We start from the raw sequence: 19,878 nt of genomic DNA on the forward strand, positions 1-19,878 counted from the left end.
CGGAATAGGTACCGGTAGCGAGCATTCTCCTTTCTCTGAGGGATGCAGATAACATCATCGTATCTGCATCCCATTTTTTATTTCAACAACCACCAAACCGCTTCAAAAGGCCGGAGTGTCATGGGGCCTGGATGGTGGGCAACCTCATCGTAGTTATGCAGCAAAACCTGCCAGTTTCCGCAGAATTGCGCAGGTTGCCACTCCTGACATTCATGACTCAGGTTGGCGATCACCAGCAGTTGTTGCCCCTGCCATTCACGACGATAACACCATAAATGTGGGCTGTTCGGTAACAGATCCTGGTAATCTCCCCAGGTCAGAATCGGCTCTTTTTTGCGCAGCGCAATCAGTTGTTGGTAGGTATAGAAGATCGAGTTTTTATCCTCCAGCGCCGCCGCAACGTTAATCTTTGCCGCGTTGTCGCACAGGTTTATCCACGGCGTGCCGTGCGTGAAACCGGCATTTTCACTGTTATCCCACTGCATTGGCGTGCGGCTGTTGTCGCGCGATTTACTGGCGAGAATAGCCAGCAATTCATCTGCATCGTGGTTTTGAGCGAGTCGCCCGGCAAACATGTTGTGACTTTCTACGTCACGGTAGTCGGTGATGCGGGTGAAATGGGGATTGGTCATCCCGATCTCTTCGCCCTGGTAAATGTAGGGCGTGCCCTGCATGCCGTGCAGCACCATCGCCAGCATTTTCGCGGCCGGAACCCGGTATTCGTTTTCATCGCCAAATCGCGAGACGATGCGTGGCTGGTCGTGATTACACCAGAACAACGCATTCCAGGCGATGTTGTGCATTCCCTGTTGCCAGTGGCGGAACAGCGCTTTTAATGCCACATAATCGGGTTTCGCCAGCGTCCATTTTTCACCGCCCGGATAATCAACCTTCAAATGGTGAAAGTTAAAGGTCATCGACAGTTCACTGCCCTCCAGCGTGGCATAGCGTTGGCAGTTTTCCAACGTGGTGGAAGACATTTCGCCTACGGTCATTAACCCACGCGGGGTAAACACATCGCGATTCATCTCGTGCAAAAATTCGTGCGCACGCGGGCCGTCGGTATAAAAACGGCGACCATCACCGTCGGGATCGTTCGGGAAATCCTGGTTTTTTGAAATCAGATTCACCACGTCCAGACGCAGGCCATCGACGCCGCGGTCGGCCCAGAATTCGCAGACTTTTTTCAATTCGGCGCGGACCGCTGGATTCTCCCAGTTCAGGTCGGCCTGCTCTGGCGCAAAGAGGTGCAGATAGTATTGCTCACTGCCGGCGTGCCAGTCCCAGGCGTAACCGCCAAACTTTGAGCGCCAGTTGTTGGGTCGCTCATCTGGCGTTCCGTCGCGCCAGATGTAGAACTGGCGATACGGACTCTCTTTATTGAGTGCTTCGCGAAACCAGGCGTGCTGTGTCGACGTATGGTTAAACACCATATCCAGAATGATGCGGATACCGCGTGTTTTGGCCTGTGCGACCAGTTCATCGAAGTCATCCAGTGTGCCGTAGGCGGGATCAATCGCCATATAGTCAGCCACGTCGTAGCCGTTATCAACCTGCGGAGAAAGGTAGAACGGCGTCAACCAGATGGCGTCGACCCCCAGTTTTTGCAGATAGTCGAGGCGCTGCGTAACGCCGCGTAAATCGCCCGTGCCGCTTCCGGTTGTGTCCTGAAAACTCCTGGGATAGATCTGGTAAATAACGCCGTTTTGCCACCAGTGGGGAAGGGTGTTCATGATTTTTTCCTGGAACAAATGCAATGGGGCGCAACGGCGCCCCAAAAAAATTAGATAACCTGCAACGTGCCCTGACGGTACTTGCGCTGATAGACAACAGAGGTCAGCACTATCGGAATGACGATCACAATTACCATCGCCATACCAAACACCTGCCAGTAGCTCGGTTGAATGGAGAGAATTCCCGGCAAGCCGCCAACGCCGATACCATTCGCCATGACGCCGTTCAGGCCACACAGCAATCCGGCGAGACCGGAACCTACCATCGCGCACAGCATCGGGAAACGGTATTTCAGGTTGATGCCATACATTGCCGGTTCGGTGACGCCCAGATAGGCGGAGATCGCGGCAGGCACGGAGATCTCGCGTTCGTTGTGTTTGCGGCTGGAAATAATGATGCCGACAACGGCGGACGCCTGAGCGATATTTGACAGCGCAATCAGCGGCCAGACGGGCGTACCGCCCATGCTCTGAATCATCTGCATGTCGATAGCCAGCGTGGTCTGATGGACGCCGGTGATCACCAGCGGGGCATAAAGGAAGCCGAACAGCGCCGCGCCAATGGGGGCGAAACTGCCGGTCATCAGGTGACGCACAGCGAACGCAACGCCGTCGCCAATCATGCGGCCAAATGGGCCGATCAAGGCGTGCGCAAGGAAGACCGCCAGAATTAGCGAACACACCGGCACCACCACCAGATAGAGGTAGTCCGGCACGATGCGCTTCAGGCGTGTTTCAATCAATCCGAGCGCCAGGCCTGCCAGTAACGCCGGGATCACCTGCGCCTGATAGCCGACTTTCGCAATGCTGAACATGCCAAAGTCCCACACCTCCGGAACCTGTTGTCCCAGCAGATAGGCATTCATCAGTTGAGGAGAAACCAGCGTCACGCCGAGTACAATCCCGAGGATTGGCGTTCCGCCCATTTTCTTCACCGCGGACCAGCAGATCCCTACCGGAAGATAGAAGAAGATCGCTTCGCCGATAAGCCACAAAAAGTCGTAAAGGGTTTTCAGCGACGGATGCATTTGCGCCAGCGTCTGACCGTTACTCATCGGCAGATCGCCAATCACGTTACGAAAACCGAGGATCAGACCACCGCTGATTAACGCGGGCAGCAGCGGGAAGAAGATCTCGGCGAAATGGGAGATCAGCTGTTCGTGCCATTTCATGTTCTGACGGGCGGCTTTTTTAGCCTGCTCTTTGTCGGCGCTGGCCTGCCCGGTGGTCGCCAGCAGGGCTTTATAGTAGTCGCCGACGTCAGTACCAATCACCACCTGGAACTGGCCCGCATTGGTGAAACAGCCCTTAACCATCGGTAATTGTTCAATGTCTTTCGGTCTGGCATTTGCTGGCTGATTGAGAACGAAGCGCAGGCGAGTAATGCAGTGGCTTACCGTGGCGATGTTATCGCGCCCGCCAACCAGCGCTATCAGCTGGTCAATATCAGCTTGTTTAACTTTGCTCATCATTTAGCCCCGTGGCAGATGAAGTGGTGTTGTGTCGTAACCTGCCGCAAGAGTATATCCTCGTTACATTTTCTAAAATGGGAACGTTCCCGAAACACAGCGAAGATCACAAATTACCGTGCAAAAAGTGCTCGTGTTGTCTTCAGGAGAGGACGGAGGGGATCACAATCTGGCGGGGATCGCTGCGTCCGTTGATCTGCTCGAGCAACTGCAATGCCGCTTGTCGTCCAGCTTCGGCATAGCCTGGATCGACGGTGACGATCTCCGGGTGGAGAAATTTCATCAGCGGCGTATTGCCGACGCTGGCCAGTTGCAGCGCCTCGATGCGTTGTTCCTGCAAATATTTACTGGCGCCCAACGCCAGCGTATCCGTCGCGCAGACCAGCGCGGTGGTGTCCGGGGTAATGACATCCACGGCATGATCGTAGCCTTGCTTCATGGCAAGACCAGGCAGAGCTGCGACGGGATGCAGGTTATGTTTTTTACAGAAGGCCAGGTAGGCGTCATGGCGACGTTTGCCAGTGGTGATGTCGTGATGAGGAACGCCCAGAAAACTGATATGCCGGTGACCCTGATCGTACAGACGCTGCATCAGGGTTTTAATGGCACCGTCATCGTCATAACACACGGAGGCAAAACCTTTGGCATCGCGGGCCAACAGAACCAGCGAAGGCTGCCAGGAATTGAGCGTCTCTTCACTAATACCGGTAAAACCAAAGAGCACGACGCCATCAATGTTCCGCCGTCTGAGCATCCCCAGATGTTCTTCTACCAGCGCCGGGGAAAACTGGCTTTCCATCATAATGGGGTCATAGCCTTGTTCATAAAAGGCGGGAAGCATGGTTTGTACTGCGAGGTTTTCCGACAACGAGTCCAGACGGGTGACGATAATGGCGACCACTTTGTCGCTCTGACCACGCATGGCGCGCGCCGAACGAGAAGGCGAAAAACCGTGCTGATTCATCACCGCTTCGACACGTTCGCGGGTCCGTTCGCTGACGCCGCTTTCGTTATTGAGCACGCGGGAAACGGTCGATTTCCCGACGCCGCTTAAGCGGGCGATGTCTTTAATGGTCAGCCGATTTTGCATCCTGTTTTCCCGTGGTACGTCTGGTCTTTGAAAAGGAATCACTTTACTCAAGTGAGAGGTAATGGGCAAAGTCTGGTTTATGTCTGGTTTAGTCACCTGCAGTTATCATACCGCCATAATAGAGACAAACCTTATGGTTTTCTGCGCATTGCGCATCATTCACTTACCGGAGGCTGTATGGATCCTGATCCCACCCCTCTCTCGCGAGGGCAAAATATTTCTTTCCGGTAAGCCTGCTTTTCACTGTCTTACCGGTGCTGTAAGACAGTGACGTTCTGACGTCCCTGCCATCTCTTTACATTACCCTCAGGTAAGGCATTGCCGCGCCTGACGGATTTTCTGCGCCTGATTTAATGGGCGCGGAGGGACTGCCTGTGTTTAAAAATATCACCCGTTTACTTTTTGTCCGGCTGAGCCGCCATTTGCCTTATCGTCTGGTACAGCGTGATCCGTTGCCTAACGCGCAGACCGTGGCCAGTACGCCAATTCCGCCTTCATTACGCGAGCGCTGTCTGAAGGTCGCCGTGATGGAAGAGGCAGCGCTCTGGCATACATTCGACGCGCACCCGGAAGGGTTGAATCATGCCGAGGTTGAGCGTGCGCGTGAAATGTATGGCGAGAATCAGCTTCCGGCTCAGCAGCCTGCTCCGTGGTGGCGACATTTGTGGACGTGTTATCGCAACCCGTTCAATATTTTGCTCACCATTTTAGGTGGGATTTCCTATGCCACGGAGGATCTGTTCGCCGCCAGCGTGATCGCGTTGATGGTCATTATTTCCACGCTGCTGAATTTTGTGCAGGAGGCTCGCTCGACGAAAGCGGCGGATGCCCTGAAAGCGATGGTCAGTAATACAGCGACGGTGCTGCGTGTGATAAACGACACTGGAGAGAACGGCTGGCTGGAACTGCCCATCGACCAACTGGTGTCGGGCGATATCATCAAACTGGCGGCAGGCGATATGATCCCGGCTGACCTGCGCGTCTTTCAGGCGCGCGATCTGTTTGTCGCACAGGCCTCTCTGACGGGCGAGTCGCTGCCTGTTGAAAAAGTGGCGATAACGCGTGAACCGCAACAAAACAATCCGCTTGAGTGCGACACGCTGTGTTTTATGGGCACCAATGTGGTGAGCGGCACGGCGCTGGCGATTGTCATGGCGACGGGCGCCAATACCTGGTTTGGTCAACTGGCGGGAAGAGTCACAGAACAAGAAAGCGAGCAGAACGCGTTTCAAAAAGGCATTAGCCGCGTCAGCATGCTATTGATTCGTTTTATGTTGGTGATGGCGCCTGTTGTTCTGCTCATTAACGGCTACACCAAAGGCGACTGGTGGGAAGCCGCGCTCTTTGCGCTGTCGGTGGCCGTTGGCTTAACGCCGGAGATGCTGCCGATGATTGTCACTTCTACGCTGGCGCGTGGGGCGGTGAAGCTTTCAAAGCAGAAGGTCATTGTTAAACATCTCGACGCTATCCAGAACTTTGGCGCGATGGACATTCTCTGCACCGATAAAACCGGCACCCTGACGCAGGATAAAATAGTGCTGGAGAATCACACTGATATCTCGGGAAAACCCTGCGAACGGGTGTTGTATTCCGCCTGGCTGAACAGCCATTACCAGACCGGTCTGAAGAATTTACTCGATACTGCCGTACTGGAGGGCGTGGATGAAGCCACTGCGCGCCAGCTTTCCGGCCGCTGGCAGAAAATTGACGAAATCCCGTTTGATTTTGAACGCCGCCGGATGTCGGTGGTGGTGGCTGAAGAGGCCAGTGTGCATAAACTGGTGTGCAAAGGGGCGTTGCAGGAGATCCTCAATGCCTGCACCCAGGTGCGGCACAACGGCACCATTGTGCCGCTGGATGACAATATGTTGCGGCGGGTTAAGCGGGTCACCGATACCCTGAACCGGCAGGGACTGCGCGTGGTGGCGGTTGCGACGAAATACCTGCCCGCGCGTGAAGGGGATTATCAACGTATTGATGAGTCCTGCCTGATCCTCGAAGGCTATATCGCGTTTCTCGATCCTCCGAAAGAGACCACTGCACCAGCGCTGAACGCGCTGAAAGCCAGCGGGATCAGCGTAAAAATCCTCACCGGAGACAGTGAACTGGTGGCGGCAAAAGTCTGCCACGACGTTGGGCTGGAAGCGGGGGAGGCGGTTGTCGGCAGCGATATCGAAGGGCTAAGCGATGATGAACTGGCGAAACTGGCGCTGCGTACCACGCTGTTCGCGCGTCTGACGCCGATGCACAAAGAGCGCATCGTCACATTGCTCAAACGTGAAGGGCACGTGGTCGGGTTTATGGGCGACGGTATCAATGATGCGCCTGCACTGCGGGCTGCCGACATTGGTATTTCTGTTGATGGCGCGGTGGATATAGCCCGTGAAACTGCAGATATCATCCTGCTGGAAAAAAGCCTGATGGTACTGGAAGAGGGCGTGATTGAGGGACGTCGTACCTTCTCTAACATGCTGAAGTACATCAAGATGACCGCCAGTTCTAACTTCGGTAATGTTTTCAGCGTTCTGGTGGCGAGCGCCTTCCTGCCGTTTCTGCCCATGTTGCCGCTACACTTACTGATTCAAAACCTGCTGTACGATGTATCCCAGGTGGCAATCCCGTTTGATAACGTTGATGATGAGCAGATCCAAAAGCCGCAGCGCTGGAATCCCGCCGATCTTGGGCGTTTTATGCTGTTCTTTGGGCCGATCAGTTCGATCTTTGACATTCTGACGTTTTGTTTAATGTGGTGGGTATTTCACGCCAATGTGCCGGAAGCACAAACCTTGTTCCAGTCCGGCTGGTTTGTGGTGGGGCTGCTGTCGCAAACATTGATTGTGCATATGATCCGTACCCGCCGCGTGCCGTTTATCCAGAGTCGCGCCGCATGGCCATTAATGCTGATGACATTGCTGGTGATGGTTATCGGGATCGCGTTGCCGTTTTCTCCGTTGGCAAGTTATCTGCAATTGCAGGCGTTGCCGCTGAGCTATTTCCCGTGGCTGGTGGCGATTCTGGTGGGGTATATGACGCTGACGCAGTGGGTGAAAGGATTTTATAGCCGACGTTACGGCTGGCAGTAAGAATCATGAGGGGATAGTATTATTCGTAATGCTATCCCTAAATGAATTCTGAAAATAATATAATTTGCACTGTTCTATTATTAAAGCTTGTTTTCATCCTTTACTATTCGATGAATGCTAAAGGAGATTATTATGTCTAATTATCGATTAGGTCAGAATGACCCTCCATACACAATTGATGAAGGTAGTGGACCGTGGTGTAGTATGGGCCATTTTTCTGATGATTTTTTTCATTATAAACATTATCTAGAGAGAGCAGTGGATGGTAATCTCTTCTTAAAATACAAATATCCTTATGCTCAATATCATCTTTTACATTATTTAAATAATACAGGGGATGATTTACATATTGATCTTTCCGATTTAATGGGAAGATCATCTTCATTAAGAAATGAATATGAAAATGAATTAAAGCAAGCCATAATGTTTTGTCAATTATTGCCGCCTGGTGAACATTTTTTTGTATCAAAAGAAGTTAGCCATGGCGACTTTATATCTAGCAATACTGACCTTTTCTATGCCATTGGGGGATACCAATACTGGGGAAAAGGTTATGTCTTTATAACAGAGCTTTATCATTCTTCTGATAAGATGAGAGACACTCGTTGTCGCTATGAGCTTAAATTTAAATTTTTTGACAGATATAACTGGAATATAACTAAAGCTGATGCAGGAGTGCGTTTAGGCGGAGTTATACCAGTGACTGACCGCTTTATGGGGCAGTTTCATCAGGAATGTCTTGCCAGAGAGTATAATATTCAGGGAGTAATTGAAAAAGAGGTGATCTGGGATGATTAATTCGCTTACCTCACGCTACCTCCCAAAAGCAGCGAATATCATTTTCTGGTTATTCCTTTTGTATACAGTTCACCTTGTAATGATTTGTTTTCAAGTTGTTAAAGAAAGTTCGCAAGTTCTGGCAGTAAAATGGTGTCAAAATAATATGGGTGGCGTTTCATATACTCATGAGACTTACCAGCGTGGGTTGTACATCTTTGCCGATATCAGGAATGATAAAATCATACTTAGCCAGGTCGACTTTCGTCGTAAAAGTTTGTCTCAACCTTATCGATATTCTTATCAAAAAATAATGGATTTAAAGGATTATAGAGAGAGAGGAAGACCCATTATCACGATTGAATGCCTGAAAAATAATCATGAAATAATTCATGGAATTAATGATTTGGCCTCGTGAGGTTTGCTTGAAAATACTACCGCTAAAGATAAAATGTATCATTATGATTTGTTGCCTGTTTTTATGTTTTTTTTCGGTAGATACGGCACAACGGTATAATCATCTTATTGAGTTAATCATTAAGGATGACGTTTTTTACACCCTTGAAAGCATGCCCATATCTCGATTTCAGGATCAAGAGAACGTCTATCTAAATATCTATAAATCAAGATGGAGCTGGATATTAGGGATAACCTGTTTATCTTCTAGAGTTGAGGAGAATGAGGCTGGAAGCCCCGAGTCTTACAACTGGTCTATAGATGATATTAATCGCGAATCAATCACTGTAATTAATCAGGGTAGGCAAGTTTCTATTTCGCTCGAACGATGCGATTAGTTTTAAAAAAGGACCCTGTTTTTCAGAGTCCTGCACACGCTTAGCGACGAACGGCAATCGCTTCGATTTCAATCTTCACATCTTTCGGCAGACGCGCCACTTCAACGCAAGAACGCGCCGGGAAGGTGGCATTGTGCTCAGTGAAGAAAGCTTCGTAAGTGGCGTTTACGGTGGCAAAGTCGTTCAGATCTTTGACGAACACGGTGGTTTTGACGATGTCGCCTACTTTCAGGCCTGCCGCTTCGACGATAGCTTTTACGTTATCCAGCGACTGACGCGCCTGAGCGGACACGTCTTCCGGTACGCTGCCGGTTTTTGGATCAACCGGGATCTGACCGGAAGTAATGATCATGCTGCCCAGGTCTACGCCCTGAACATATGGGCCGATAGCTGCTGGTGCATTTTCCGTCGCGATAGTTTTGCTCATGATATCTCCTGAATTACAGCGGTAATTGAAGCTGCATCAATCCACTTGAGGGATGCAGCCTCATGTTCCCGGTCATTATAGGGAGCCGGGAATCCATAACCAACCCCAATTAGTTGGCGAGCACCACATAATGAGAAAACTCTTTTTCACAGTATTTGCATTTGAGTGCAATGTCGTCTACGCGTTTTTTCACTGAAAAACTGGAAGAAACCGGTTCTGCATGGCTGATGCAGTTACTGTTAGGGCAGACCAGTACGCTTTCGATACGCTCCGGTAGACTGGGGCGGGATTTACCCACAACGTCGTAATCATCAATGCGATTCACCGTGGCTTGCGGTGCGTACAGAGAAAGTTGGTTTACCTGCTCATCGGTCAGGAACGTGTTCTCGATTTTGATAAGGTCTTTGCGGCCCATTTCACCCGACGGCAGATTAAGACCGATGGTGATGCGCTGGTCAGTTTCGGTCAGCTTGAACAGGGTCAGCAGCTTAAAACCGACCTGGGCGGGAATGTGGTCAATCACGGTGCCGCGTTTGATTGCTTCAACCTGAAGTTTGTTATCGTGTGTCATCTCTTTTCCCCTTACAGTGCCAGATCGCGATTCAGAACCAGTGCCAGTAACGCCTGGCGAGCGAAAATACCGTTCCCCGCCTGCTGGAAGTACCAGGCGTGTGGCGTTTTGTCGACGTCGGTGGTGATCTCATCAATACGCGGCAGCGGGTGCAGAACCTTCATATTTTCACGCGCGCCGTTCAGATCGCTGGCGCGCAGAACAAACTGCGCTTTGACGTTGGCGTATTCAGAGGGATCCAGGCGCTCTTTCTGCACGCGGGTCATATACAGAATATCCACCTCAGCCATCACCTCTTCAAAGTTGCCATGCAGGCTCCAGGCAATGCCTTTCTCATCGAGCATATCGAGAATGTACTGCGGCATGGCCAGCGCATCCGGGGCGATGAAGTAGAAGCGATTACCTTCAAATTTCGCCAGCGCCTGCGTCAGAGAGTGCACGGTACGGCCATATTTCAGGTCGCCGACCATCGCGATGTTCAGGTTATCCAGACGGCCTTGCGTCTCCTGAATGGTGAACAAATCCAGCAGCGTTTGCGTCGGATGCTGGTTAGAGCCGTCACCCGCATTCAATACCGGTACGGTACCGGAAAACTCGGTCGCCAGACGCGCCGCGCCTTCCTGCGGGTGGCGCATGACGATAGCGTCAACATAGGTACTGATGACGGAAATGGTGTCCGCCAGCGTCTCGCCCTTTTTACCCAGAGAGGTGTTGCTGCTGTCGGAGAATCCGACCACGCTGGCGCCCAGACGGTGCATTGAGGTTTCGAATGATAAACGGGTACGGGTTGACGCTTCAAAGAAACAGCTGGCGATCACTTTGTGCTTCAGCAGCTCCGGCTGCGGATTGGTTTTTAATTTCGCCGCCGTCGCCAGGACCAGATTAAGGTCATCGCGACTGAGGTCGTTTATGGAAATGATGTGTTTTTGATATAGCGGGTTAGCCATTTTTATCTCCTGACGCCTGGGCAAAAAAAAGCCCCTCAATTGAGGGGCTGGGAATAGGTGAGCAACGGAAAGAAAAACGGCAGTCCGGCGTCTGTTTTCAGACGCGGTAAGACAGAATGTCGAACACACTGGACCATACTTCCTCCCGGCAAATTGTCCGCGATTATACTCAGCTCCGTTATGTGATCAAGCGATTAATGCACAATTTTAATAAAGAAAACGATTAAGGTGAGTGGAATGGCGTTTTTATTGAATTTTTATTCGTTATGTTCTCAGCGGCCGATCATTACGAAAAACATGCGCTGTCGCAAAACATGAGGAAATAGCGATGGTATGACCGCCGTTTTTTTCGTATAACCATTAAAATGAAACAATGTTTTAATTAATGGGGTGTATGATGATCGTTGGCAATATCCATAATCTGCAATCCTGGTTGCCGGAAGAGCTGCGCCAGGCTATTGAACACGTTAAAACGCATGTGACGGAAGCGACCGAAAAGGGAAAGCATGATATTGACGGCAATCACCTGTTTTACCTGATTGCAGAGGATATGACTGAGCCGTTTGAACAGCGCCGTGCTGAATTCCACGCTCGCTATCTTGATATTCAGATCGTGTTAAAGGGACAGGAAGGGATGACGTTCAGTACGCAACCAGCAGGTGCGCCGGAGACGGACTGGCTGGCGGACAAAGACATCGCGTTTTTATCCGAAGGTATTGAGGAAAAAACCGTTGTGCTGAACGAAGGTGATTTCGTGGTGTTTTATCCGGGCGAAGTCCATAAGCCGCTGTGCGCGGTGGGCGCTCCGGCGAAAGTGCGTAAGGCTGTCGTGAAAATGCTGGTGGAGTAATTTCCTCGCATTTACCGGATGGCGCAGGGCCATCCGGTACTCAACTTACTGGCTTAACGTCGCCACCATTACCGCTTTGATGGTGTGCATTCGGTTTTCTGCCTGATCAAAGACAATGCTTGCCGGAGACTCAAATACCTCATCGGTGACTTCCATACCGCCATGCAAACCATACTCCTGTGCCATTTTCTTACCGAGGGTGGTCTGGTCATCGTGGAACGCGGGCAGACAGTGGAGGAATTTCACCTGCGGATTACCGGTCAGCGCCATCATTGCACTATTCACCTGATATTCACGTAGTAGCGCGATACGTTCCGCCCATTTCTCTTTGGCTTCTCCCATCGACACCCACACATCGGTATAGATAAAGTCTGCGCCTTTTACGCCTGCCGCAATCTCTTCGGTCAGCGTGATATTACCGCCGTTTTTCTGCGCCATCGCCTTGCATTCCGCCACAAGGGACGCTTCCGGCCAGCAGGACATTGGTGCCACCAGACGTAAATTCAGCCCCGTTAATGCCGCCGCTTCCAGCATCGAATTGCCCATGTTGTTACGCGCATCGCCTGCATACACCAGCGTCATTTCATTGAACGCTTTGCCCGGCAAATGCTCCTGCATGGTCAGCAGATCTGCCAGCAATTGCGTCGGATGAAATTCATTGGTCAGGCCGTTCCACACCGGCACGCCAGCATACGCCGCCAGCGTTTCAACAATCTCCTGGCCATAGCCGCGATACTGGATGCCGTCGTACAGGCGGCCCAACACGCGCGCGGTATCTTTGATCGATTCTTTATGGCCAATCTGGCTGCCGCTGGGGCCGAGGTAAGTCACGCGGGCGCCTTGATCGTATGCGGCAACTTCGAAAGAGCAACGGGTACGGGTCGAGTCTTTTTCGAAGATGAGCGCGATGTTTTTACCGGTCAGTTTTGGCACTTCGTTACCGTTTTTCTTATCGGCTTTCAGCTGCGCGGCGAGTTGCAGCAGAGTGGTAAGTTCAGCGGAGGTGAAATCAAGCAACTTCAAGAAATGCTTCTGATAAAACGCAGACATGGTTCCCTCACATGGTCAAGACCACTTATTGAATTAAAATTCAATTTATATGGATGGTTATTCATTTGCAACCCTGTTTAACAAATCTTTGCTGGAAAGGTGGAGGCAATGTCAGCGGTATGTGACAATAAGAGTATCGGCAGGACATTATGAGGAATCAGCCATGGCAAACCCGGAACTACTGGAAGAGCAGCGTGAAGAGACGCGCTTGATTATTGAAGAATTACTTGAAGATGGCAGCGATCCCGACGCGCTGTACACCATCGAGCATCATCTTTCCGCAGATGACTTTGAAACGCTGGAAAAAGCCGCAGTAGAAGCATTCAAACTCGGCTATGAAGTAACCGAGCCGGAAGAGCTGGAAGTGGAAGAGGGCGACACGGTCATCTGCTGCGATATTCTCAGCGAATGTGCGCTGAACGCCGAACTCATCGACGCTCAGGTTGAGCAACTGATGAATCTGGCAGAGAAGTATGAAGTGGAATACGACGGCTGGGGAACGTACTTTGAAGACCCTAACGGCGAAGACGGCGACGATGAAGACTACGTCGACGAAGACGACGACGGTGTGCGTCACTAAGTTCCAGATGCGATACGGTACGGCAGCGCCTGCTGTCGTACCTCACTGACAGGTTGCCAATGGATTACCCGCAAATTCTCTCCCCGGTTCTTTCTTTTTTGCAATGCCCAACGCCAAAGGCGTGGCTCGATAAAGCCCGCGATCCGGCGAATCTCCCGCTACTGCTAACCGACCACCTGGTGTGTGAGCTGAAAGCGGCGCAAACGGCGATGCTGCTGGTGCGTAAATATGTTGCGGATAAACAGGGAGCTGATGCGTTGCTCGCCTGGTTACAACCCTACGAAGCGTTTGCCTTCCGCGAAGGGCCGGAGCCTGATTTTGTTGCCCTGCATAAGCAGATCGGCAAAAGCGCGATGCCGCAAACGGACGATCCGTGGGGGCAGGCGTTGATCGACAGCATGGTGCTGCTGATCAAAGAGGAACTGCATCACTTCTGGCAGGTGCGCGAAGCCATGACCGCGCGCCAGATCCCGTACGAGAAGATCACCGCCAGCCGTTATGCCAAAGGGATGTTAAAAGAAGTGCGTACTCACGAACCGCTGACGCTGATTGATAAGCTGATTTGCGGGGCGTATATCGAAGCACGATCCTGCGAGCGTTTTGCCGCGCTGGCTCCGTATCTCGATGAGTCGTTGCAGAAGTTTTACCTCTCGCTGCTGCGTTCAGAAGCGCGTCATTATCAGGATTACCTGGCACTGGCGCAGCAGGTATCGAAGGCGGATATCACGCCGCGCGTGCGCTTCTTTGGTGAAGTGGAGGCGGCGTTAATCACCTCGCCGGACGACGAGTTTCGTTTTCATAGCGGCGTACCGATGTAATTTCTTGCCCGATACGCGTACCGCGTCGGGCAAATTTACAGACTTTTCAGCATCCGCACTTCGCAATCCACATGCCCGGTGCAGCCCAGCGGTTCGCTAATGTGCTCAAAGCCTAAATGTTCATACAGGCCGATGGCTTCGCGCAGAAACGCGGTAGTTTCCAGATAGCAGCGTTTGAAGCCCTGCTCGCGGGCATGATCCAGCGCCATCAGCGCCAGCTTTTTCGCCAGCCCTTGGCCGCGCACCGACGACAGAAAATACATTTTCTGCAATTCACAAATATCCGGCTCGCTACAACCTAACGGCGCAACGCCACCGCCGCCCACGACTTCACCGTTTTGTTCAACCACCCAGTAAGCCGCGCCCGGCTGGCTATAAACCTGGAAGAGTTCGTCCAGGTTAGGGTCTGCAACGGTATAGCCTTTGTCGGCGGTCAGACCATATTCAGCAGAAACCTGACGGATGACGCTGGCCACCGCGGGATTATCGTCAGCGGTGATCAGACGCAGGGTCGCCGCGACCGGAGATATAACACTCATAGCGAAACTCGAAATAAATAGTGACGGATATACGCAGTTAATAACACCGTAGGGCAGGAAAACGCAAGAGAGGATAATTCAGGGAAGGATGCATTGTGCGTATCAGAAGACGCACAATGCATTGATATTGCAACGGACTGTAGGCCGGGTAAGCAAAGCGCCACCCGGCATTTGATTACAGCGCGGCGATAACCGCCTGCTGCTCAATCAGTTTCGCTTTCGCTTCCGCATAACCGTCCAGCTTCTCACGCTCTTTGGCGATCACCGCTTCCGGTGCACGCGCCACAAAGCCTTCGTTAGACAGTTTGTTTTCGATGCGGCTGATTTCGCCTTCGATCTTCACCACTTCTTTCGCCAGACGCGCCAGCTCATCGTCTTTGTTGATGAGGCCAGCCATCGGGATCAGCAGTTCAGCGCCGTCGATGATTTTGGTCACGGATACCGGGCCTTTGTCATCGGCTGGCAGCACGGTGATGCTCTCCAGACGCGCCAGATTCAGCAGGAAGCTACGGTTGTCGTTCACACGACGCTCCGCATCCTTGCTGCAACCGCGCAGCAGAAGTTCCAGCGGTTTACCCGGGGCGATGTTCATTTCCGCACGGATGTTACGTACCGCAATGATGGCCTGTTTCAGCCACTCGGTGTCAGAAGCTGCCGCTTCATCGACCTGAGACGCATCGTACTGCGGGAACGGCTGCAGCATGATGGTATCGGCGGTGATACCGCAAATCACTTTCACGCGCTGCCAGATGGTTTCCGTAATGAACGGGATGATCGGATGCGCGAGGCGCAGCAGACCTTCCAGAACGGTCACCAGCGTGTGGCGGGTACCGCGCAGTTCAGACTCAGAACCGCCGTTCATTACCGGCTTGGTCAGCTCCAGATACCAGTCGCAGAACTGGTTCCAGGTGAACTCGTACAGGATGCCTGCAGCGATATCGAAGCGGAAGTTATCCAGCGCTTCGCGGTACGCTTTGATGGTCTGGTTAAACTCCGCCAGAATCCAACGGTCCGCCAGCGACAGCGTCATTTCGCCGCCGTTGAAACCGCAATCCTGCTCTTCGGTGTTCATCAGCACAAAGCGGCTGGCGTTCCACAGCTTGTTACAGAAGTTACGGTAACCCTCCAGACGCTTCATATCCCAGTTGATATCGCGACCGGTAGAGGCCAGTGCGGCCAGGGTGAAGCGCAGGGCGTCGGTGCCGTGCGGCTCGATGCCGTCCGGGAATTGCTTCTCGGTGCGCTTACGGATTTTCTCCGCCAGCTGCGGCTGCATCATATTACCGGTACGTTTCTCCAGCAGATCTGCAAGCGAAATACCGTCGACCATATCCAGCGGGTCAATGACGTTGCCCTTGGATTTGGACATCTTCTGGCCTTCGTCGTCACGAATCAGACCGGTCATGTAGACGGTATGGAACGGAACCTGCGGTTTGCCGTTTTCATCTTTGATGAAGTGCATGGTCATCATGATCATGCGGGCAATCCAGAAGAAGATGATGTCGAAGCCGGAAACCATCACGCTGGTTGGGTGGAACTGACGCAGCGCATCGGTGTTTTCTGGCCAGCCGAGGGTGGAGAAGGTCCACAAGGCGGAAGAGAACCAGGTGTCGAGTACGTCTTCATCCTGACGAAGCGCAACGTCCGCGGCTAGGTTGTTTTCGCTACGCACTTCATCTTCAGTGCGACCCACGTAGACGTTACCCGCTTCGTCGTACCATGCCGGGATACGGTGACCCCACCACAGCTGACGAGAGATACACCAGTCCTGAATATCGCGCATCCAGGAGAAGTACATGTTTTCGTACTGCTTCGGTACGAACTGAATATCGCCGTTTTCAACTGCTTCAACGGCCGGTTTTGCCAGCACGTCAGCACGCACATACCACTGGTCGGTCAGCATCGGTTCGATAACCACGCCGCCACGGTCGCCGTATGGCACGGTCAGGTCATGCGGTTTGATCTCTTCCAGCAGGCCGAGAGCGTCAACGGCAGCAACCACCGCTTTACGGGCGGCAAAGCGCTCCAGATTCTGGAACTCAGCCGGGATGTCGCTGGCGTAGACGTCAGATTCTTCGCCTTTGGTATCAAAGACCTGAGCGCTTTCACGGATGTCACCGTCAAAGGTCAGGATGTTGATCATTGGCAGGGCGTGACGTTTACCGACTTCGTAGTCGTTAAAGTCGTGTGCCGGGGTGATTTTCACACAGCCGGTGCCTTTTTCCATATCGGCGTGTTCGTCGCCGACAATCGGAATGCGGCGGTTAACCAGCGGCAGCACCACGAATTTGCCAATCAAATCTTTATAACGCGGATCTTCCGGGTTTACGGCTACGCCAGTATCGCCCAGCAGGGTTTCCGGACGCGTGGTGGCAACCACCAGGTAATCTTTACCGTCTGCGGTTTTCGCGCCATCGGCCAGCGGATAGCGGATGTGCCACATCGAGCCTTTAGACTCGCGGTTTTCCACTTCCAGGTCAGAGATGGCGGTGCGCAGTTTCGGGTCCCAGTTGACCAGGCGTTTGCCACGGTAAATCAGATCTTCTTTGTAGAGGCGTACGAAGACTTCTTTCACGGCATTGGAAAGACCTTCGTCCATGGTGAAGCGCTCGCGCTCCCAGTCCACGGAGTTACCGAGACGGCGCATCTGACGGGTAATGGTGCCGCCGGATTCCGCTTTCCACTGCCAGATTTTGTCGATGAACGCGTCGCGTCCGTAATCGTGACGGGTTTTACCTTCTTCAGCGGCAATCTTGCGCTCAACCACCATCTGGGTGGCGATACCGGCATGGTCGGTCCCCGCCTGCCAGAGGGTGTTTTTACCCTGCATGCGCTGGTAGCGGATCATGGTATCCATGATGGTTTGCTGGAAGGCGTGACCCATATGCAAACTGCCGGTGACGTTCGGCGGCGGGATCATGATGCAGAAGGATTCTTTACTTTCATCACCGTTTGGCTTGAAGTAGCCCTGCTGTTCCCAGTGCTCGTAAAGCGGCTGTTCGATATCTTGTGGGTTGTATGTCTTTTCCATTATTTCCAGGTTGCCGTATTCAGGTTAAAACCAGCCACGCGGTAGGCTTTGTAGCGTTCACGCGCCAGTTGTTTCAGAGAATCTTCGTAAGGAACGAAGTCTATCACTTCTGTGAAAGCGGTGGCAAAATCTGCAAAGTTAGTTCGCAGGCTGATCAAGATATCCCGCGGGCTGCTGTTGCGTTTTTGCGGCCAGGCAATTTCAACCGGCGCGCCGCCTCTCGGACCTTCGCCCGCCAGATTATGTGGCACAAAACGGTCTGCCGGTCTTGCCCACAGCGCTTCATCCAGACGAATGGCCTGCTGCTCATCTTCACAGGCAATCAGCACGCGCTTGCCACTGCGCCAACGTTCTGCGGCAACGTCGCACACCAGTTGTTCGACGGCGCTTAAGCCATCGACGGTGGTGTCGTTGTCCAGAAGGTAGAACGTTGCATTCTTCATATATGGGGCTTCTTGTGGTGGATTTAAACGTATTGCCCGGTGGCGCTGCGCTTACCGGGCCTACGGTCTAGTGCGGCTTGTAGGCCGGATAAGCGTAGCGCCATCCGGCAAACAAACTTACTCTTCGCCGTTGAAACCCGCGCGATTCAACAGGAACTGTGACAGCAACGCGACCGGACGACCGGTTGCGCCTTTCGCTTTGCCGGAACGCCATGCGGTGCCCGCGATGTCCAGGTGCGCCCAGTTGTACTTACGGGTAAAGCGTGACAGGAAGCAGCCTGCGGTTATCGCCCCGCCAGGACGACCACCGATGTTGGCCATATCGGCAAAGTTGGACTCCAGTTGCTCCTGGAACTCATCGCCCAGTGGCAGACGCCATGCGCGGTCGCCCGCCTGTTCGGATGCGCCAATCAGTTCATGTGCCAGCGGATTATGGTTCGACATCAGACCGGTGATGTGATGGCCCAGCGCAATCACGCACGCCCCGGTTAGGGTCGCTACGTCAATCACCGCTTCTGGCTCAAAACGTTCAACGTAAGTTAACACGTCGCACAGCACCAGACGGCCTTCAGCGTCGGTGTTCAGCACTTCAACGGTCTGACCGGACATGGTGGTCAACACGTCGCCCGGACGATAAGCACGCCCGCCCGGCATGTTTTCGCAGCCCGCCAGCACGCCGATGACGTTAATCGGCAACTGAAGTTCCGCCACCATCCGCATCACACCGTACACCGCCGCTGCGCCGCACATGTCGTACTTCATCTCGTCCATGCCTTCGGCTGGTTTGATGGAGATACCGCCGGAGTCAAAGGTCAGCCCTTTGCCTACCAGCACGATCGGGCGCACATCTTCGGACGGATTGCCTTTGTATTCGATCACCGACATCAGTGATTCGTTTTGTGAACCGTGACCGACGGCCAGATAGGAGTGCATACCCAGCTCTTTCATCTGTTGCTCGCCAATCACGCGGGTGATGACGTTCTTGCTGTAGCTATCGGCCAGCTGACGCGCCTGAGAGGCCAGGTACGCGGCGTTACAAATATTCGGTGGCATATTGCCAAGATCTTTTGCCGCTTTGATACCGGCGGCAATCGCCAGACCGTGCTGGATCGCGCGCTCACCGCTGGTCAGTTCACGGCGGGTCGGCACGTTGAAGACCATTTTACGCAGCGGACGACGCGGTTCGCTTTTGTTGGTTTTCAGTTGATCAAAACTGTACAGCGTCTCTTTGGCTGTCTCGACCGCCTGACGCACTTTCCAGTAGTTATTACGACCTTTGACGTGCAACTCGGTCAGGAAGCAGACGGCTTCCATTGAGCCAGTATCATTCAGAGTATTGATAGTTTTCTGAATGACCTGCTTGTACTGACGCTCATCAAGCTCACGCTCTTTGCCACAACCAATAAGGAGAATTCGCTCGGACAACACGTTCGGTACATGGTGCAACAATAGCGTCTGCCCTGGTTTTCCTTCCAGTTCGCCACGGCGCAGCAGTGCGCTAATGTACCCGTCGCTGATCTTATCGAGCTGTTCTGCAATCGGAGAGAGGCGACGCGGTTCAAAGACGCCCACGACGATGCAGGCACTCCGCTGTTTCTCCGGGCTACCGCTTTTTACACTGAACTCCATGCACTACACTCCTGATTCTTAAAGACAACGGCGGTGGCTACGGATAG

19 protein-coding genes and 1 pseudogene are annotated in these 19,878 nt (G+C 52.7%); 7 read left to right on the top strand and 13 right to left on the bottom strand.

Going from position 1 to position 19,878, the window contains the following annotated elements:
- Positions 1-77: 77 nt before the first annotated feature.
- From treC to treR, 3 genes are all read right to left on the bottom strand, one after another.
- A complete protein-coding gene (treC, locus tag NNO04_RS05125; protein ID WP_271443761.1) occupies positions 78-1,733 on the bottom strand; it encodes an alpha,alpha-phosphotrehalase in 1,656 nt (551 codons plus the stop codon).
- Between the two features lie 50 nt (positions 1,734-1,783).
- Positions 1,784-3,202 (bottom strand): PTS trehalose transporter subunit IIBC, encoded by a 1,419-nt coding sequence (gene treB, locus NNO04_RS05130; protein ID WP_271443794.1) that lies wholly within the window; start codon positions 3,200-3,202, stop codon positions 1,784-1,786.
- A 142-nt stretch (positions 3,203-3,344) separates the two neighbouring features.
- Positions 3,345-4,292, bottom strand: a complete 948-nt coding sequence (gene treR / locus NNO04_RS05135) for a trehalose operon repressor TreR (RefSeq protein WP_271443762.1) — start codon at positions 4,290-4,292, stop codon at positions 3,345-3,347.
- A 353-nt stretch (positions 4,293-4,645) separates the two neighbouring features.
- Here treR and mgtA point away from each other — a divergent pair, with 353 nt between their 5' ends.
- From mgtA to NNO04_RS05150, 3 genes are all read left to right on the top strand, one after another.
- Positions 4,646-7,375, top strand: a complete 2,730-nt coding sequence (gene mgtA, locus NNO04_RS05140) for a magnesium-translocating P-type ATPase (protein ID WP_271443763.1) — start codon at positions 4,646-4,648, stop codon at positions 7,373-7,375.
- Positions 7,376-7,507: 132 nt separating this feature from the next.
- Entirely contained in the window at positions 7,508-8,173 is a 666-nt protein-coding gene (locus tag NNO04_RS05145; protein WP_271443764.1) for a hypothetical protein, read from the top strand.
- Positions 8,166-8,570, top strand: a complete 405-nt coding sequence (locus NNO04_RS05150) for a hypothetical protein (protein WP_271443765.1) — start codon at positions 8,166-8,168, stop codon at positions 8,568-8,570. The genes NNO04_RS05145 and NNO04_RS05150 overlap by 8 nt, the downstream gene beginning before the upstream one ends.
- A 416-nt stretch (positions 8,571-8,986) precedes the next feature.
- On the opposite strand, the gene ridA is transcribed toward NNO04_RS05150, so the two are convergent.
- The 4 genes from ridA to pyrL form a co-directional block, all read right to left on the bottom strand.
- On the bottom strand, positions 8,987-9,373 hold the full coding sequence (ridA, locus tag NNO04_RS05155; protein WP_000047540.1) for a 2-iminobutanoate/2-iminopropanoate deaminase: 387 nt from the start codon (positions 9,371-9,373) through the stop codon (positions 8,987-8,989).
- Between the two features lie 109 nt (positions 9,374-9,482).
- Positions 9,483-9,944: an aspartate carbamoyltransferase regulatory subunit gene (pyrI, locus tag NNO04_RS05160; RefSeq protein ID WP_192610888.1), complete on the bottom strand. Its 462-nt coding sequence runs from the start codon at positions 9,942-9,944 to the stop codon at positions 9,483-9,485.
- 11 nt (positions 9,945-9,955) lie between these two features.
- On the bottom strand, positions 9,956-10,891 hold the full coding sequence (gene pyrB / locus NNO04_RS05165) for an aspartate carbamoyltransferase (RefSeq protein WP_192610889.1): 936 nt from the start codon (positions 10,889-10,891) through the stop codon (positions 9,956-9,958).
- Positions 10,892-10,926: 35 nt separating this feature from the next.
- Positions 10,927-11,028 (bottom strand): pyr operon leader peptide, encoded by a 102-nt coding sequence (gene pyrL, locus NNO04_RS05170; RefSeq protein ID WP_042289418.1) that lies wholly within the window; start codon positions 11,026-11,028, stop codon positions 10,927-10,929.
- Between pyrL and NNO04_RS05175 the strand changes: the two are divergent.
- A pseudogene (locus NNO04_RS05175) lies at positions 11,008-11,097 on the top strand (hypothetical protein); the annotation flags it as partial. The gene pyrL and the pseudogene NNO04_RS05175 sit on opposite strands and share 21 nt — an antisense overlap.
- A gap of 191 nt (positions 11,098-11,288) precedes the next feature.
- The gene (locus NNO04_RS05180; protein WP_271443795.1) at positions 11,289-11,741 is read left to right on the top strand and encodes a YhcH/YjgK/YiaL family protein; all 453 of its coding nucleotides are present in this window, start codon (positions 11,289-11,291) and stop codon (positions 11,739-11,741) included.
- Positions 11,742-11,786: 45 nt separating this feature from the next.
- Here the strand turns inward: NNO04_RS05180 and argF are convergent, their stop codons facing one another.
- Positions 11,787-12,791, bottom strand: a complete 1,005-nt coding sequence (argF, locus tag NNO04_RS05185) for an ornithine carbamoyltransferase (RefSeq protein ID WP_271443766.1) — start codon at positions 12,789-12,791, stop codon at positions 11,787-11,789.
- Positions 12,761-12,856, bottom strand: coding sequence for a putative translational regulatory protein ArgL (gene argL, locus NNO04_RS22870; RefSeq protein ID WP_407649620.1), 96 nt, complete (start codon positions 12,854-12,856; stop codon positions 12,761-12,763). Before argL ends, argF begins: the two co-directional genes overlap by 31 nt.
- Before the next feature lie 98 nt (positions 12,857-12,954).
- On the opposite strand from argL, the gene rraB reads away from it, so the two are divergent.
- Together rraB and miaE are read left to right on the top strand one after the other, a co-directional pair.
- Positions 12,955-13,371, top strand: a complete 417-nt coding sequence (gene rraB / locus NNO04_RS05190) for a ribonuclease E inhibitor RraB (RefSeq protein ID WP_162382964.1) — start codon at positions 12,955-12,957, stop codon at positions 13,369-13,371.
- A 59-nt stretch (positions 13,372-13,430) separates the two neighbouring features.
- Positions 13,431-14,189: a tRNA isopentenyl-2-thiomethyl-A-37 hydroxylase MiaE gene (gene miaE / locus NNO04_RS05195; RefSeq protein ID WP_271443767.1), complete on the top strand. Its 759-nt coding sequence runs from the start codon at positions 13,431-13,433 to the stop codon at positions 14,187-14,189.
- 35 nt (positions 14,190-14,224) lie between these two features.
- Here the strand turns inward: miaE and NNO04_RS05200 are convergent, their stop codons facing one another.
- The 4 genes from NNO04_RS05200 to pepA form a co-directional block, all read right to left on the bottom strand.
- Positions 14,225-14,728: a GNAT family N-acetyltransferase gene (locus NNO04_RS05200; RefSeq protein WP_271443768.1), complete on the bottom strand. Its 504-nt coding sequence runs from the start codon at positions 14,726-14,728 to the stop codon at positions 14,225-14,227.
- Between the two features lie 175 nt (positions 14,729-14,903).
- Positions 14,904-17,759 (bottom strand): valine--tRNA ligase, encoded by a 2,856-nt coding sequence (valS, locus tag NNO04_RS05205; protein WP_271443769.1) that lies wholly within the window; start codon positions 17,757-17,759, stop codon positions 14,904-14,906.
- A complete protein-coding gene (holC, locus tag NNO04_RS05210) occupies positions 17,759-18,202 on the bottom strand; it encodes a DNA polymerase III subunit chi (RefSeq protein ID WP_271443770.1) in 444 nt (147 codons plus the stop codon). The genes valS and holC overlap by 1 nt, the downstream gene beginning before the upstream one ends.
- 117 nt (positions 18,203-18,319) lie before the next feature.
- Entirely contained in the window at positions 18,320-19,831 is a 1,512-nt protein-coding gene (gene pepA, locus NNO04_RS05215) for a leucyl aminopeptidase (protein ID WP_162382959.1), read from the bottom strand.
- Positions 19,832-19,878 lie beyond the last annotated feature (47 nt).

This window comes from Citrobacter sp. Awk 4, assembly GCF_028069725.1.
In the GTDB taxonomy this organism is placed as follows: Bacteria; Pseudomonadota; Gammaproteobacteria; order Enterobacterales; family Enterobacteriaceae; genus Citrobacter_D.

Coding starts and splice junctions, on each gene's coding strand:
- pyrI (WP_192610888.1), bottom strand. CDS start 9,944: ATGACACACGATAACAAACTTCAGGTTGAAGCAATCAAACGCGGCACC.
- pepA (WP_162382959.1), bottom strand. CDS start 19,831: ATGGAGTTCAGTGTAAAAAGCGGTAGCCCGGAGAAACAGCGGAGTGCC.
- miaE (WP_271443767.1), top strand. CDS start 13,431: ATGGATTACCCGCAAATTCTCTCCCCGGTTCTTTCTTTTTTGCAATGC.
- NNO04_RS05150 (WP_271443765.1), top strand. CDS start 8,166: ATGATTAATTCGCTTACCTCACGCTACCTCCCAAAAGCAGCGAATATC.
- pyrB (WP_192610889.1), bottom strand. CDS start 10,891: ATGGCTAACCCGCTATATCAAAAACACATCATTTCCATAAACGACCTC.
- argL (WP_407649620.1), bottom strand. CDS start 12,856: ATGAATAACCATCCATATAAATTGAATTTTAATTCAATAAGTGGTCTT.
- pyrL (WP_042289418.1), bottom strand. CDS start 11,028: ATGGTCCAGTGTGTTCGACATTCTGTCTTACCGCGTCTGAAAACAGAC.
- NNO04_RS05180 (WP_271443795.1), top strand. CDS start 11,289: ATGATCGTTGGCAATATCCATAATCTGCAATCCTGGTTGCCGGAAGAG.
- valS (WP_271443769.1), bottom strand. CDS start 17,759: ATGGAAAAGACATACAACCCACAAGATATCGAACAGCCGCTTTACGAG.
- ridA (WP_000047540.1), bottom strand. CDS start 9,373: ATGAGCAAAACTATCGCGACGGAAAATGCACCAGCAGCTATCGGCCCA.
- treR (WP_271443762.1), bottom strand. CDS start 4,292: ATGCAAAATCGGCTGACCATTAAAGACATCGCCCGCTTAAGCGGCGTC.
- NNO04_RS05200 (WP_271443768.1), bottom strand. CDS start 14,728: ATGAGTGTTATATCTCCGGTCGCGGCGACCCTGCGTCTGATCACCGCT.
- holC (WP_271443770.1), bottom strand. CDS start 18,202: ATGAAGAATGCAACGTTCTACCTTCTGGACAACGACACCACCGTCGAT.
- rraB (WP_162382964.1), top strand. CDS start 12,955: ATGGCAAACCCGGAACTACTGGAAGAGCAGCGTGAAGAGACGCGCTTG.
- argF (WP_271443766.1), bottom strand. CDS start 12,791: ATGTCTGCGTTTTATCAGAAGCATTTCTTGAAGTTGCTTGATTTCACC.
- NNO04_RS05145 (WP_271443764.1), top strand. CDS start 7,508: ATGTCTAATTATCGATTAGGTCAGAATGACCCTCCATACACAATTGAT.
- treC (WP_271443761.1), bottom strand. CDS start 1,733: ATGAACACCCTTCCCCACTGGTGGCAAAACGGCGTTATTTACCAGATC.
- mgtA (WP_271443763.1), top strand. CDS start 4,646: ATGGGCGCGGAGGGACTGCCTGTGTTTAAAAATATCACCCGTTTACTT.
- treB (WP_271443794.1), bottom strand. CDS start 3,202: ATGAGCAAAGTTAAACAAGCTGATATTGACCAGCTGATAGCGCTGGTT.